This window comes from Gordonia rubripertincta, from assembly GCF_038024875.1.
GTDB lineage: Bacteria > Actinomycetota > Actinomycetes > Mycobacteriales > Mycobacteriaceae > Gordonia > Gordonia rubripertincta.
Genome location: NZ_CP136136.1, coordinates 912448 through 926348, shown reverse-complemented (window position 1 = coordinate 926348; position 13901 = coordinate 912448). Strand labels below are relative to the sequence as shown.

Below are 13901 nucleotides of genomic sequence, written 5' to 3'. Positions count from 1 at the left end.
GGCTCGTACCGTGAGGTGAATGGAACAGTGCCCCGCATGTGTTCCACATCTCACGAACGTTCGATATATTCCGAGACGTGGATATCAACGGAGCTAGTGCAATCGTCACAGGTGGAGCGTCGGGCATCGGCGCCGCGTCGGCCCGCCAGCTGGCGGCCAAGGGTGCGAAGGTCGTCGTCGCCGACCTGAACGCCGACAAGGGGGAGGAGCTCGCCAAGGAGATCGGCGGTGTCTTCGTCAGTGTGGACGTCACCTCGACCGAACAGATCGAAGCCGCCATCAACGCGGCCACCGAACTCGGCCCGCTGCGTGCCCTGGTCAACTCGGCCGGCATCGGCTGGGCGCAGCGCACCATCGGCCGCGACGGCGAATTCGGTTCGGCGCACAACCTGGACGCCTACAAGAAGGTCATCGCGATCAACCTGATCGGCACCTTCGACTTCATCCGTCTCGCCGCCACCGCGATGAGCCGCAACGAGCCGCTCGACGCCCACGGCGAGCGCGGCGCGATCGTCAACATGGCCAGCGTCGCAGCTTTCGACGGCCAGATCGGCCAGGCGTCGTACTCCTCGTCCAAGGGCGGCGTCGTCGGCATGACCCTGCCGGTCGCCCGCGACCTGGCCGCGGTCGGCATCCGCGTCAACACCATCGCCCCCGGCCTGATCGACACCCCGATCTACGGCGAGGGCGAGGCCGCCGAGGCGTTCAAGGCGAAGCTGGGCGAGTCGGTCCTGTTCCCGCACCGTCTGGGCGCTCCCGACGAGCTGGCCTCGATGGTCGTCGAGCTGGTCACCAACAGCTACATGAACGCCGAGGTGATCCGCGTCGACGGCGGCATCCGGATGCCTCCGAAGTAGTCACCAGCACACATCACCACTCGCCGAACCCACTGCCCCTGCGGGGTGGTGGGTTCGGTCGTGTGCGGCGTCTGCGTGCTCAGGCCTGCAGGACCACCTTGAGCGCCTTGGTCTCCGCGGCCCGGCCGAAGACGTCGTAGGCCTCGATGATGTCGTCGAGGGCGAAACGGTGGCTGATGAACAGGTCGGGGTCGATCCGACGCTGCGCGACCAGCTTGAGCAGGACGCCGAGCGTGTCCGTGTTCACCAGGCCCATCGAGACGTTGATGTTGGAGATCCACAGATCCTGGAGGGCGAACTCCACCGGGGCGCCGTGCACGCCGACGTTGGCGACATGACCTGCGGGCCGGACGACGTCCAGACACATCTGGAAGGTCTGCGGGATGCCCACCGCCTCGATCGCGACGTCGACGCCGAGGCCGTCGGTCATCGCGAGGACCTGGTCCTTCCAGTCGGCATCCGACGACACGACGCCATCGGTCGCGCCGAAGGCCTTGGCCTGTTCGATGCGGTTGGGGTCGATGTCGATCGCGATCACGCGGCTCGGCCCGTACAGTCCCGACGTCGCGATCGTCGCGAGACCCACCGGTCCGGCCCCGACGACGGCCACCACGTCACCGGGTTTGACGTTGCCGTAACGGATACCGATCTCATGCCCGGTCGGCAGGATGTCGCTGAGCACCACGCCCTGCTCCGGCGTGACCCCCGACGGCAGTTTGTAGACCGAGGTCTCGGCGTAGGGCACGCGCACGAACTCGGCCTGGGTGCCGTCGATGAGGTGACCGAAGATCCAGCCGATACCCGACGCGCCCTCGTCGCCGAGGCAGTGCGAGTGCACCCCGTGCTTACAGAAGTCGCACTTGCCGCAGGCCGAGATGCACGACAGGATCACCTGGTCGCCGACCGCGAGAGTCGTTACCGCAGAGCCTATCTCGGTGATCGTTCCGACTCCCTCGTGGCCGAGGATGCGGCCTTTCTCGACCGCGGGGACGTCACCTTTGAGGATGTGCAGGTCGGTGCCGCAGATGGTGGTGGCGTCGATCTTCACGATGACGTCGGTGGGTTGGAGGATCGTCGGATCGGGGACGTCGTCCCAGCTCTTCTCGCCCGGTCCGTGGAAGACGAGTGCCTTCATGACTCTCCTTCGAGTTGTCCCCGGCCCTTCTGGTCCACTTTCCGAGGCTAGGGACGTCGGCGATGACACGCCCGGCCCATCTCGTATTGAGACGCGACCGCAATCGCAAAGCCTCCCCTTTCGGCAAACCCAGCCCCTCGCGACGGGGCGATTCTGCCCAATAGGGGAGGGTTTGTGGGCGTCTGTCAGTTGCCGAGGGTCGGGACGGGTGTGCCGGGTTAGGCTCGCCGGGTGACCATGCCGCCGACAGGACCCGGGTATCCCGGCTACGGGTACCAGGGCCAACCGGGGCCGTATCCGCCGAACCCGGGCCACCCGCCTCAGGGCGCACCCCCGCCGTATCCGCTGCCACCGCAGGGAGGCCGGTATCCGCAGGGACCTTTGGGACCGCCGCCGCCGAAGAAGAGTCACACGGGGCTCTGGATCACGCTCGGCGTCCTCGCGTTTGTCGTCGTGGGTGCGGTGATCGCCGGCGGGGTGGCACTGGTCGGGAACTCCGACGGCTCGATCGTCCACAACGCCGACGACGTCGAGAGCGGGCAGTGTCTCGAGGTGACATCGGGGTCGGACTCGCTGAAGGCCGAGAAGATCTCATGTGACACCACGGACTTCCATTACGTCGTCGCCAGCAAGTCGTTCACCCGATTCGGTTGCGGGCTCAGCTATTCGACGTTCTGGTTCGCCGGCAACGAGAAGGAGGTCTTGTGTCTCGCCCAGGTCTTCCAGGCCGGGAAGTGCTACCACTTGCCCGAATCGTCGGGCGCGGATACGACGTCCCTTGCCCAGGCCCGCGAGATCGACTGTGGTCAGCCGATTCCGGCCGGCGAGGCGACCAACTTCAAGGTCGAGACCAAGGAGTCCCGGGATCCGGATTGCCCGCCGGGACAGGGTAAGTACTACGTGGCCGAACCGAAGCCGACGGGATACTGCGTCTCGCTGCTCGAGTGACCGCTCCGCAAACCCACCACAAATGCGTAAACCCACCGCCTCGCAACGGAATTTCTCAACCTGTCTGAGACAGGGGTTGTTTGGTTGTTCTTCTGTGGTTGATCCCGACGATGGCCGGGATGTCCGGGGCCCGGGGAGGGCGCCGGAAGCGTTGCGGGTGGGCCAGGTATCGGCGGTCGAGCAGTGTTTGGCGGTGCTGCCGCTGGTGAGCGGCGGTGCCGTCAAACACCGATGCCGGGGTGTGCCAGGCCAACCCGCTGTGGCGATGCTTCTCGGCGTAGTCGGCGAGGTATCGCGCTGTCCAGGTACGAGCGTGCTCGATGTCGTCGAACCGGTCGGGGCAGGACAGGTCGTACTTGATGGTTTTGAACAACGATTCGGAGAACGGATTGTCATCACTGACCCGGGGCCGGGAGAACGAGGCTTCGGTGTCGGCGGGTAGCTCGTCGAGCAGATCGCGCGACCGCATGATCGCTCCGTTGTCGGCGTGGAGCACCTGCGGGGCGCCGTGGCGGACGAACGCGGCAGCGAACATGTCCACCGCCATCCTGGTGTCCTCGACGTGCTCGACGCGCCAGGCCACTGGGTAGCGGGAGAACACATCGATCACCAGATACAGCTTGTAGCGCTGCCGTGATGGTCCTTTGAGTTCGGTGACATCCCACGACCACAACTGCCCAGCAGCGGTGGCCACCACCTTCGGCACCTTGCGTGAACACTGGCCACCTCTGTGTCGTCCGCGACGGCGATCACCGGTCATCCGTTCGGCTTTGGCAATCCGATAGAACGTGCTCTGCGAACACGGCACCCGACCGGCATCGAAAGCCCGCCAATAGGTTTGGCACACCGATAGATCGGCGTACTGCTCGTCTTCGAGCACCGCGCATACCTGGGCACGCTCATCGGCGGTCAAGGCCCCCGGCTGCCAACGCTCACGTTGCCCGATCGGATCAGCCACCGGTGTGTAGTGCTGATAGCGGCGGGAGAGGCGATAGAACGTTGCTCGCGGTAGTCCCGCCCACGCACATGCCGCTGCGATCGTCATGCCTGCAACTGCCAGCGCGATGACCGTCTCGACTAGGACAGTCCTTTGCGCTGCAACCACTGCTGATACTGTTCGGCGCTCATCAACGCCGGCGGGATCTGTTCCTCCTCGTCGGTCGAGCTCGCGGTGATCCCGTCCATGAGCTCGATAGCTTTTCCCATGATCTCTTGAATGGCTTCGGCCTGTTCAACCTTTTTACGTAGCCGTTGATTCTCCGCGCGTAACCGCGCTAACTCGGCTCGTTCCTGAGCATCCACCCGTGATCCTTTCGACTTCTGGGCCGCCGACACCATCGACGCCTCAAAGTCTCCCCGACCACGAGCCTGCAGCCAGCCCCGCACCGTCGCCCGGCACAGACCATGCTCCCGGAGCAGCCGCGCACGGCCACCGCGTTCGACCGTCGCCGCGTCCCACAACTGCAGGAACTCGACCTTGAAACCCAACGGATAGGACCGCTGCCCTCGCGGAGTTCGGCCTACCTCGACACTGATCGTCATCACTCATTCCGTCCCCCGCACACCCCGCCAGGTGTCTCACGAACAGCCTGACAGGATGCGGCAAGGCGGTGGGTTTACGTATCAAGGGTGGATCTGCGCGCTGGTGGCGCTTCCGGATCAGAAGGCTGCTTCGTCGAGCTCCATGATCTCGTTGTCGACGTTCTCGACGGTGACGCGGACGGCGGTGAGCAGCGGCAACATGTTCTTGGCGAAGAAACCGGCCACGGCGACCTTGCCCTCGTAGAAGGCCTTGTCGCTGTCCGATGCGCCGTTGTCGAGTGCCTTGAGGGCGATCTCGGCCTGACGCAGCAGCAGCCAGCCGATCATCAGGTCGCCGACGGCCATCAGGAAGCGGACCGAACCGAGGCCGACCTTGTACAGCTCGGCCGAGTTCTCCTGGGCGGCCATGAGGCTGCCGGTCAGGGAGGCGGCCATCGCCTGGACGTCCTCGAGAGCGGTCTTCAGCAGAGCGCGCTCGGTCTTGAGGCGACCGTTGCCGGCCTCGGAGTCGATGAAGCTCTGGATCTGGCCGGCGACGTGTGCCAGGGCCTGGCCCTTGTCGCGGATGATCTTGCGGAAGAAGAAGTCCTGCGCCTGGATGGCAGTGGTGCCCTCGTACAGCGAATCGATCTTCGAGTCACGGATGTACTGCTCGATCGGGTAGTCCTGCAGGAAGCCGGAGCCGCCGAGGGTCTGCAGGGACTCGTGACCGAGAGTGCCGTAGGCACGCTCGGAACCGACACCCTTGACGATGGGAAGCAGCAGGTCGTTGACGCGGTGCGCCATCTCGGCGTCGGCGCCGGAGACGATCTGCGCGGCGGCGGCGTCCTGGTGCGAGGCGGTGTAGAGGTAGACCGCACGCAGACCCTCGGCGTAGGCCTTCTGGGTCATCAGTGAACGACGCACGTCCGGGTGGTGGGTGATCGACACGCGGGGTGCGGCCTTGTCGGTCATCTGGGTCATGTCGGCGCCCTGGATCCGCTCCTTGGCGTACTCGAGGGCGTTCAGGTAGCCGGTCGACAGGGTCGAGATGGCCTTGGTGCCGACCATCATTCGGGCGTGTTCGATGACCTCGAACATCTGCGCGATGCCCTTGTGGACCTCGCCGACGAGCCAACCCTTGGCGGGGACGCCGTGCTGGCCGAAGGTGACCTCACAGGTGGCCGACGCCTTGATGCCCATCTTGTGCTCGACGTTGGTCACGAAGACGCCGTTGCGCTCGCCGAGTTCGCCGGTCTCGAAGTCGAAATGGAACTTCGGCACGAAGAACAGCGACAGACCCTTGGTGCCCGGGCCGGCGCCCTCGGGGCGGGCGAGCACGAGGTGGAAGATGTTCTCGGTCATGTCCTGGTCGGCGGAGGTGATGAAGCGCTTCACACCGTCGATGTGCCAGGAGCCGTCCTCCTGCCGGACGGCCTTGGTGCGGCCGGCGCCCACGTCGGAACCGGCGTCGGGCTCGGTGAGCACCATGGTGGCGCCCCAGCCGCGCTCGGCGCAGATGGCGGCCCACTTCTTCTGCTCGTCGGTGCCGTTGTTGAAGAAGATGTTGGAGAAGCCGGCGCCGGCGGCGTACATGAAGACCGGCGGGTTGGCGCCGAGGATCATCTCGCCGATCGCCCAGTACAGCGAACGCGGGGCGGGCAGGCCGCCGAGTTCCTCGGCGATGCCGATCTTGTCCCAGCCGCCTTCGACGAGGGCGTTGTAGGACTTCTTGAAGCTCTCCGGGATGGTGACGCTGTGGGTCTCGGGGTCGAAGACCGGCGGGTTGCGGTCGGCGTCGACGAAGGATTCGGCGATGGGGCCCTCGGCGAGTGCCTTGACCTCGCGGAGCATGTCGACGGCGGTCTCGTGGTCCAGGTCGCCGAAGTCGCCCGACTCCAGCACCTTGTCGAGCTCGAACAGCTCGAACAGGTTGAACTGCAGGTCGCGCATGTTGCTCTTGTAATGGCCCATGGTGATTCCTTCTCTGGTGTGGCCGTATGCGTGATGACGGTGTTGTTGCCAGGTCCCGGTCCGACCCCATTCGGTTGAAGTGGGTACCGGCCGGGCGTGGTGGAGACTGTTCGAGCTAAGTTACTCGCCGGTAACCGCCAATATAGACCCAAATCGCCAGGGGATCAATCGTCGTCGATGTGATCTGCGCCGATGACGGTGACGAAGCGTGGCGCACGACAAATCCGGAAACAGCTGCAGGTGGCGGGCTCATGCGGTCCAATCGGGCATGCGCACACGACGCGGAACGAGAGCTCCGATCATCCTCATGGTGGCGGCGGTCGTCGCCGGTCTGGCGCCGCTGGTCGGCACGGCGCCGGCGAGCGCCGCGGATCCCGCCTGGAACGGGGGGTACACGCTCAAACGGTTCGCGGCGTCGAAGACGGGCACCAGCCTCGCCGCGCGGCAGTCGGAACCGGACTTCTCCGATGACTACACGTTCACCAGCTCATGCGATGGCGGGACGTGCGTGGCCACTGTGATCGACGGTCCGAAACCCGCCAATCCGACGCTGCCGCAACCGCCGCGCTACACGTGGGAAGCGGGTTCGTGGGTACACCGATACGACTGGGAATGGGACTGCTGGCAGGGTGAGGGAGTACCCAAGGTGTGGCGGCCGGCGACGTCGGTCGCGACCTACACCCCACAGGGCGACGGCACGCTGAAAGGCGTGTGGCGCACCACGATCGACGGCGGGCCGTGCGACGGGACCGTCGACATGAACGTGGCGGCCTACCCCGTCACGCCGCCGGCGCCGGGCTGGAATCTGTCGTGACGGGTCAGAGCGCCGAGCGCAGGTATTCGAGGTCGGCGGGAATGCCCTCGGCGGGCGTCTCGAGGATCACCGGTGCGTCGGCGGCCTTGGCCACGGCGGCGAGTACCTCGGGGTCGATCTGACCCGACGCCAGATTGGCGTGGCGGTCGCGGCCGGAGTCGAACTCGTCGCGGGAATTGTTGAGGTGCACCAGATCGATGCGTCCGGTGATCTCCTTGACGCGCTCGACCAGTCCGACGAGATCCTCGCCGCCTGCCCAGGCATGGCAGGTGTCGAGGCAGAATCCGGCCTGCTCGAAGTCGCCGACCGCTTCCCATAGCCGGTCGATGGACTCGAGGGTGCGTGCCATCGCGTGATCGCCGCCCGCGGTGTTCTCGATCAGGATCGGGACCCCGAAGCCGCCCTTGTCGACCTGGCGGTCGAAGAGCTTGCGCCAGTTGGCGAATCCCTCGGCGGACTCCTCACCGTCCCGCAGATGTCCGCCGTGTACGACCAGGCCGAAGGCCCCGAGCTCGGCGGCGGCGGCGGCCTGCTGTTCGACGGCCTTGCGTGACGGCATGCGCAGCCGGTTGTTCAGGCTCGCGACGTTGATCTGATAGCTGGAGTGCACCACGACGTCGATGTCGGATTCGCGGATCGCGGCCGCGTGCGGATTCGGTTGCGGCTTCTTCCAGCTCTGCGGATCGGTGACGAACATCTGGAAGACGTCGATGCCGAGTTCGGCGGCGGTGACCAACGGGTCGGTGTCTTCGCGAAGGTGTGCTCCGATGCGCATGCGTCAACGATAGAGGCCGGCTCCGGGTGACGCCGCGGTGCCCGGGATCGGCTCGTTCGACGCGCCGGGGTCACTCGCCCGGCGCCGGCTCCGTCTCGATCGTGATCGGCACCCCGGCCGCGATCAGCAGACGGCAGGGGGCCGCACTGTCGTGGTACAGGTTCAGCCACTCATGGCCGCGGGTCCCGTCGGAGTACACCGCATCGAGGGTGCGATTCAGCCGAGCCTCCGCCTCCTTGGTGATGATGTAGCGCTGGTCGCCGTAGCGCAGGTAGCGATTGGGCACCGAGACCTCCTCTGGGATGGAGCATTGCAGGTCTCCAGTGTGATCCACGACACGCCCAAGAGGCGTGAATCCGTCGAAACGGGTCGTCGGCGCGGGTGATCGCCGTGGTCGCGACGACTGGCGCACACGTGCTGCGCAGCGGTGGCTCACCAACCGGACATGGCCACTACACTGACGGCAGGTTACGAGCGTGGGTGCCCTGAGGGGTGTGACGGGCGGGATTGTGTCGGGTGAGTGTTGACGAGTCGGTGGGCTTCCCGCGGCCGGGTAAGTCCTCGGAGCGCAGTGAGGGCCAGAAGCCCGATGACACGACCTCGGCGGATGGAAGCCTGTCGACGTCCGGCCGGTCAGGATCGGACGTCGACCCGCCGGAGATGGCGCCGGTCTTCGACGACCTGGCCGCCGCTGCCGAGATGGAGGCCCATCCGGAGAACCGCCGCGACCTGACCATGGTCCGCCGGATCGCGGTCACGGCCTGGTTCCTGGTGATGGCAGTGCACATCTACCTCGAGGGCCTGGCGTGGGACCGCACGCGGCTCATCATCCTGCTGTGCCTCGGCTTGGCGGCGGCGAGCATCGGGCGCCGCAGGTTCATAACGATCATCCTCGACTGGGCGCCGTTCGCGCTGATCCTGATCCTCTACGACTGGACGCGCAACATCGCCCAGATCGTCGGCATGCCGACCCACTGGCACCTGGCGATCGACTTCGACAAATGGCTCATGGGTGGTGACGTCACCCCGACCGCGTGGCTACAGGAACAGCTCAAACAGGCGAGTCCTCCGTGGTGGGAAGTCATCGTCAGCGTCGTCTACATGTCGTACTTCATCGTCCCGTACGCGGTGGCGGCATGGCTGTGGCTGAAGGACCGCCACGCCTGGCGCCGGTACGCGGCCTGCTTCGTGGCGACCACGTTCCTCGCGCTCATCGGTTACACCCTCGTTCCCGGCGCACCCCCGTGGGCGGCGGCACGGTGCACCGCGGTCGAGGTGCAGGACTACCCCCGCGACCCGATCTGTATGTACTCGCAGGACGCCAACGAACCGGGAGGTCTCCTCGGACCCCTGGACAATGCGTATCCCGATGCGGAACCGTACGTCGAGCGGATCTCCGCGCGCGGCTGGAACTTCCTGAACATCAGCATGGCCTCGCAGCTCGTCACGCTCGGACAGGGCAAGTCCAATCTCGTCGCAGCCATCCCGTCGCTGCATGCCGGCCTCACGATGTTGCTGGCGCTCTTCATGTGGCCACGGGTCAAGGCGCTCGGAAAAACACTGTTCATGGGGTATGCGTTCGCGATGGCCTTCGCCCTCGTCTACACCGCCGAGCACTACATCTTCGACATCCTGCTCGGCTGGGGTCTCGCCGCGGCGGTGATCGCGGCCTACCGGATCATCGACCGGAAGTACCTGATCCCGCGGCAGAAACGGCTGGCCGCGGAGGCTGCGGAGGTCGACTCCGAGAGCGAGGATCCGGACGCGGAGAAGGTCTCGACGCCCGCGTCGTGACCTCGCTAGCCTGGGAGAGGTGAGCCGGCCCGCGCCCCGGACCGCTTCTTGGTTCCGGGGGTTGATACTTCCTCTCGCGCTCGCGGTGATGCTCATGCACACCGTGATCGCGGGTCCGGGCGTGGCGCCCGCTCATCCCGACGCCGACGCCGACCCCGGCCATGCCGGGCATCACGCCGTGGGAGATGCGCAGATGGTGCCCGCCGCGGTGATGGGCGAACCCCCGTCCATGTCGGGCGACGACTGCGGCGACCACGACCACGCGTGTGTGTTCACCCGCGCCGCCGGCATCGATATCCCACCCGTGGTGCTCGTACTGCTGGTCTGGGCATTCCTGTCGCTGTCGGTGGCAGGGTTGTACCGTCCCGCTCGCCGGGGCATCGTCGTCCTGGGGCGTCCGCCCCCGTGGGCGATTCGTGATCACCTGCAATTGCAGGTGATCCGCTGCTGAGGAGACGTCTGCGGATCCGCCGGGTCCGCCATGTCGTCGTATCCGAGAACCCTCAGCAGCAAGGAAAATCCAATGTATGTACAGCACAATGCAATTGCCCGACGCCGCGTCGCGGTCGGAACCGCCGTCGGTGCCGCGCTCGCCCTGGCCCTCGCCGGGTGTTCATCCGACGAGTCGCCTTCCGGCAGCACCACAGCCGACCGCCCGGCGACGTCGTCAGCGGCGGATGCGTCTGCGCCGGGCCAATCGCCCGCCGCGAAACACAACGACGCGGATGTCGAGTTCACCACCGAGATGATCCCTCACCACCGGCAGGCGGTGATGATGGCAGACCTCGTCGAGGGGCGGACGCAGAACCGCCAACTGATCGCCCTCGCCGACACCATCGAGGACGCGCAGGAAGACGAGATCGACCAGATGGCAGTGCGTTTGAGGTCGTGGGGTGTGCCGGTGGCCGGACACATGGACGACGACGGAGGCACGGATCACGGCAACCCTGACCATGGGGGCGACGACATGGGCCACGGGGACATGGGGCACGGGAACATGGGTCACGGGGACATGTCGGGAATGATGTCCCCCGAGCAGATGGCGGCGCTGCGTCAGGCGAGCGGCGGCGAGTTCGACCGACTGTGGCTCGAGGGCATGATCCGGCACCACGAAGGTGCCATCGCGATGGCCGACGAGGTGCTGGCCAAGGGTGCCGACCCGGCGACCAGAGCCCTTGCCACACAGGTCAAGACGACGCAGCAGGCCGAGATCGACCAGATGCGGGCGATGCTGGGCCAGAACTGACGACGTGAAAGCGAGGTGGGGCGGTTCGGTGGAGATCCCCGAACCGCCCCACCTCGTCAGGCGTCATCGCTTGAGCGGCAACCTCATCAGGTAGACCTGATAGCCGATAGAGATCGAGTACGTGAAGTACAGGGTGCTGCCCTTCGACCACGGGTGGATGTACGGCGCGTAACCGGTGTAGGGGTCGGCGGACGGTGCCACGAGCTCGCCGGGAGTCCATGGGCCCCAAGGGTTGTCGGCGGTACGGAGGGTCACGCCGATGTCCTGGCTGGCGAGCGAGATGTACTTTCCGAGGTAGTCGTTCCAGGCGACCGACATCTCGCCGGTCGGTGCGCCCATCACCGGGGTGGCCGCGCCGGGGTTGTTGCGGAGCCAACGGCCGTAGGAGAAGTAGTCCCACTTGCCGAGGTTCTCGATGTCCTTCTCGTCGACGCGGGCGAGATAGACGCTGCCCCAGCGGCCGTCGGGGGTGCCGTAGTAGTAGACGGTCTTGCCGACCTTGAGGAAGGCGCCCATCTGGAACTTCTTGTTGCCGCCACCGTTCGGGCGGAAGGCGTTGAGGGCGCGCCAGTTCTCCCCGTTGTCGCCGGAGACGACCAGACCCGACCAGTTGGTGGTCCAGATCCCCGGCGAATCCCACCGTTTGACCGACATGACGGTCATGTACTGCTTGCCGTTGGCGGAGACACCCGCGGTGGGGATGATGGTGACCTCTTTACGCACGTTCGGCTTCAGCAAGCGCTTGGCGTGGCCGGGACGACCGGCGTGCGAGGTGAACGTCATGCCATCGGCCAGGTTGCGGTCGGTGCTGCGCAGCAGAACGTTGGACCGCCAGTAGTACAGCTGGCCGTAGAGCAGTGACCAGCCGTTGAACGACTGGGTATCGCCGAAGGCGGTGAGGATCTCACCTCGGCCGTTGTCCCACATGACGCCCAGATCGGTGCCCACGATGTTGTAGCGGCCGATCGTGTCGTTCATCGCGAACGGGCCCGTGAGGCGGTTGACGACGCTCGCCGGGCCCGCGACGTTCCCGGCCTGCGCCGGCGAGGCCAGCGTCGACGTCAGGGCAAACGCGAGGGTCGAGACGACGAGACTCAGGAGAAGCCGATGAAGGCGTCGTGTCATGGGCGTGACCTTATCAAGACCTGTGAGCCCTGTGGGAAGTATTTCACCTGGGTAAGTACAGGTCTCCTCAGGCTTCGCGATACCGCTCGGAGGTGTCCACAGTGGTGAAGTCGATCTGGGCGGCGGCGTTGTTCACCGCCGTGACGAGCGCCGTCCCGAACATGCCGTCGGCGTCGTAGAGACCGGCGTTGCTCACCGAGACGCCGTCGTCCTCGAGATGGACGTCCGCCTCGACGCCGATCCGTTCGCCGTGGGGCAGACGACTCAGCGCGACGGTGAGGTCGCAGTTGATGAAACCGATCCCGGCACTGCCCCAGTTCGAGACGAGGCTCGCCGACTCCGCGCTGACGACGGCGCGCTGGAACGGCGTCGGGTCCTCGCCCGGCACGATGGGGGCCGCACGGGTCCAGATCCGCTTGCGCTGCGCGTTCTGGTGACGGGACATGTCGCGCTGCCACTCGCCGAGGCCGCCGTCCGGGGCATCGGAGGCGAATCGGGGTGCGAGGTCGTCGCCGGTGGTCGCCGGCGGGTGAAAGGTGACCGCCTCGGCCGGCCGGCGCCACCGTTCACCCGGAGGGTTGGTGGAGGTGCGCAGGAACACCGTCGTCCCGCGCGCCACCACCACCTCGTCGGCACCCTCTGGATGCTGCACGATCTCGACGTCGACGACCCGGATGCGGCCGCCGGAGCGGACGAGTCGCGTCCGGGTGGAGGTGAGAACGTCGCGGGCGGCCTTGAACAGATCGATCGTGCACCGGGCGGGCAGGAACTCTTCTGTGCCGAATTCCGCTTCGACCGCCCGGGCGGCGAGCGCGCACACAGCCGGACCGTTGAGGGTTCCGGGCGCCCAGAGACTCGCTGCGAAGGTCGTCGGACGGTACCGGATCTCGCCGGACGGGTCGTCGGCCCTCTCGAAGAACGCTATGGAGTTCATTCGATACTTACTACCCGTACGAGTATCAGTTTGTGCCAGAGGCCCTCAAGGACAGCGTGTCACGGCCCGCCGGACGATAACCTTCGATCATGACTTTCGCGACGGCGTACACGAAGCATTTCCCTGATGAACTGATCGGCGCCGTCCGGACGGCCCTGATCATCACCTCGATCGTCGGCATCGTGCTCGGCATCGTTGCCATCCTCTGGCCCGGCCCGACCATCGTCGTGGTCGCGATCCTGTTCGCGATCTCGCTGATCATCGCCGGCATCTTCCGCATCTACCAGGCCTTCGCGGCGTCGTTCCTGAGTACGGGAACCCGTGTGCTGCTCGGCATCGTGGGTGCGATCGTGCTGATCGCCGGTGTCATCGCGGTCTTCAGCCCCGGTGACGCGCTGTGGCTGCTCGCCGTGTTCATCGGCATCGGCTGGATCTTCCAGGGCGTCGCCGACCTCTACGCCGCGGTCACCAAGTCCGGCCACAGCCCGACCTGGTTCCTGATCCTGTCCGGCATCATCTCGGTGATCGCCGGCATCGTGATGATCATCCTGCCGGTCTTCTCGCTCCAGGTTCTGACCTGGGTCGGCGGCATCATGCTGGTCGCACTGTCGATCGCCACGCTGCTGACGCTGCCGAAGAAGGTCGAGGCCCCGGCCGAACCCGCGATCTGACCACCCGGCCGGCCGAAGGACGCTCCTTCTGCCGGCTGAGGTATGGGGAGCGATAGCGACGAGCCACGAAGCCCTGGTGACATGGCGTCACCAGGGCTTCGTGGCTC

15 protein-coding genes are annotated in these 13901 nt (G+C 66.1%); 7 read left to right on the top strand and 8 right to left on the bottom strand.

The window, feature by feature from the left end; all coding sequences use genetic code 11:
- The first annotated feature begins 77 nt into the window (after positions 1-77).
- Positions 78-857, top strand: coding sequence for an SDR family NAD(P)-dependent oxidoreductase (locus tag RVF83_RS04130; protein WP_006868824.1), 780 nt, complete (start codon positions 78-80; stop codon positions 855-857).
- Positions 858-936: 79 nt separating this feature from the next.
- On the opposite strand, the gene RVF83_RS04125 is transcribed toward RVF83_RS04130, so the two are convergent.
- Positions 937-1992, bottom strand: a complete 1056-nt coding sequence (locus RVF83_RS04125; RefSeq protein WP_005196503.1) for a zinc-dependent alcohol dehydrogenase family protein — start codon at positions 1990-1992, stop codon at positions 937-939.
- Between the two features lie 237 nt (positions 1993-2229).
- Between RVF83_RS04125 and RVF83_RS04120 the strand changes: the two genes are divergently transcribed.
- Complete coding sequence (locus RVF83_RS04120; protein WP_157226826.1) at positions 2230-2940, top strand: LppU/SCO3897 family protein; 711 nt, start codon at positions 2230-2232, stop codon at positions 2938-2940.
- A 55-nt stretch (positions 2941-2995) separates the two neighbouring features.
- Here RVF83_RS04120 and RVF83_RS04115 read toward each other — a convergent pair whose 3' ends face one another.
- The 3 genes from RVF83_RS04115 to RVF83_RS04105 form a co-directional block, all read right to left on the bottom strand.
- Positions 2996-3985, bottom strand: a complete 990-nt coding sequence (locus RVF83_RS04115; RefSeq protein ID WP_341262002.1) for a DDE-type integrase/transposase/recombinase — start codon at positions 3983-3985, stop codon at positions 2996-2998.
- Between the two features lie 32 nt (positions 3986-4017).
- The gene (locus RVF83_RS04110) at positions 4018-4482 is read right to left on the bottom strand and encodes a hypothetical protein (protein WP_005194716.1); all 465 of its coding nucleotides are present in this window, start codon (positions 4480-4482) and stop codon (positions 4018-4020) included.
- A gap of 117 nt (positions 4483-4599) precedes the next feature.
- Positions 4600-6435: an acyl-CoA dehydrogenase gene (locus RVF83_RS04105; RefSeq protein ID WP_005194721.1), complete on the bottom strand. Its 1836-nt coding sequence runs from the start codon at positions 6433-6435 to the stop codon at positions 4600-4602.
- 307 nt (positions 6436-6742) lie between these two features.
- Here RVF83_RS04105 and RVF83_RS04100 point away from each other — a divergent pair, with 307 nt between their 5' ends.
- Entirely contained in the window at positions 6743-7249 is a 507-nt protein-coding gene (locus RVF83_RS04100) for a hypothetical protein (protein WP_005194723.1), read from the top strand.
- A 4-nt stretch (positions 7250-7253) separates the two neighbouring features.
- Here RVF83_RS04100 and RVF83_RS04095 read toward each other — a convergent pair whose 3' ends face one another.
- Positions 7254-8024 (bottom strand): deoxyribonuclease IV, encoded by a 771-nt coding sequence (locus RVF83_RS04095; RefSeq protein WP_005194725.1) that lies wholly within the window; start codon positions 8022-8024, stop codon positions 7254-7256.
- 70 nt (positions 8025-8094) lie between these two features.
- Entirely contained in the window at positions 8095-8310 is a 216-nt protein-coding gene (locus RVF83_RS04090; RefSeq protein WP_005194730.1) for a hypothetical protein, read from the bottom strand.
- A 248-nt stretch (positions 8311-8558) separates the two neighbouring features.
- Between RVF83_RS04090 and RVF83_RS04085 the strand changes: the two genes are divergently transcribed.
- The 3 genes from RVF83_RS04085 to RVF83_RS04075 all read left to right on the top strand — a co-directional run bounded on the left by RVF83_RS04085 (position 8559) and on the right by RVF83_RS04075 (position 11064).
- Positions 8559-9818, top strand: coding sequence for a phosphatase PAP2 family protein (locus tag RVF83_RS04085; RefSeq protein ID WP_005194733.1), 1260 nt, complete (start codon positions 8559-8561; stop codon positions 9816-9818).
- 94 nt (positions 9819-9912) lie between these two features.
- The gene (locus RVF83_RS04080) at positions 9913-10269 is read left to right on the top strand and encodes a hypothetical protein (RefSeq protein ID WP_005194734.1); all 357 of its coding nucleotides are present in this window, start codon (positions 9913-9915) and stop codon (positions 10267-10269) included.
- 72 nt (positions 10270-10341) lie between these two features.
- Positions 10342-11064, top strand: coding sequence for a DUF305 domain-containing protein (locus tag RVF83_RS04075; RefSeq protein ID WP_005194736.1), 723 nt, complete (start codon positions 10342-10344; stop codon positions 11062-11064).
- 63 nt (positions 11065-11127) lie between these two features.
- Here the strand turns inward: RVF83_RS04075 and RVF83_RS04070 are convergent, their stop codons facing one another.
- Together RVF83_RS04070 and RVF83_RS04065 are read right to left on the bottom strand one after the other, a co-directional pair.
- Entirely contained in the window at positions 11128-12189 is a 1062-nt protein-coding gene (locus tag RVF83_RS04070) for a DUF4185 domain-containing protein (RefSeq protein ID WP_005194738.1), read from the bottom strand.
- 67 nt (positions 12190-12256) lie between these two features.
- Positions 12257-13123 carry an acyl-CoA thioesterase domain-containing protein gene (locus RVF83_RS04065; RefSeq protein ID WP_005194740.1) on the bottom strand — a complete coding sequence of 289 codons (867 nt, stop codon included), beginning with the start codon at positions 13121-13123 and terminating at the stop codon, positions 12257-12259.
- Positions 13124-13212: 89 nt separating this feature from the next.
- Between RVF83_RS04065 and RVF83_RS04060 the strand changes: the two genes are divergently transcribed.
- The gene (locus tag RVF83_RS04060) at positions 13213-13794 is read left to right on the top strand and encodes an HdeD family acid-resistance protein (RefSeq protein WP_005194741.1); all 582 of its coding nucleotides are present in this window, start codon (positions 13213-13215) and stop codon (positions 13792-13794) included.
- Positions 13795-13901: the final 107 nt, after the last annotated feature.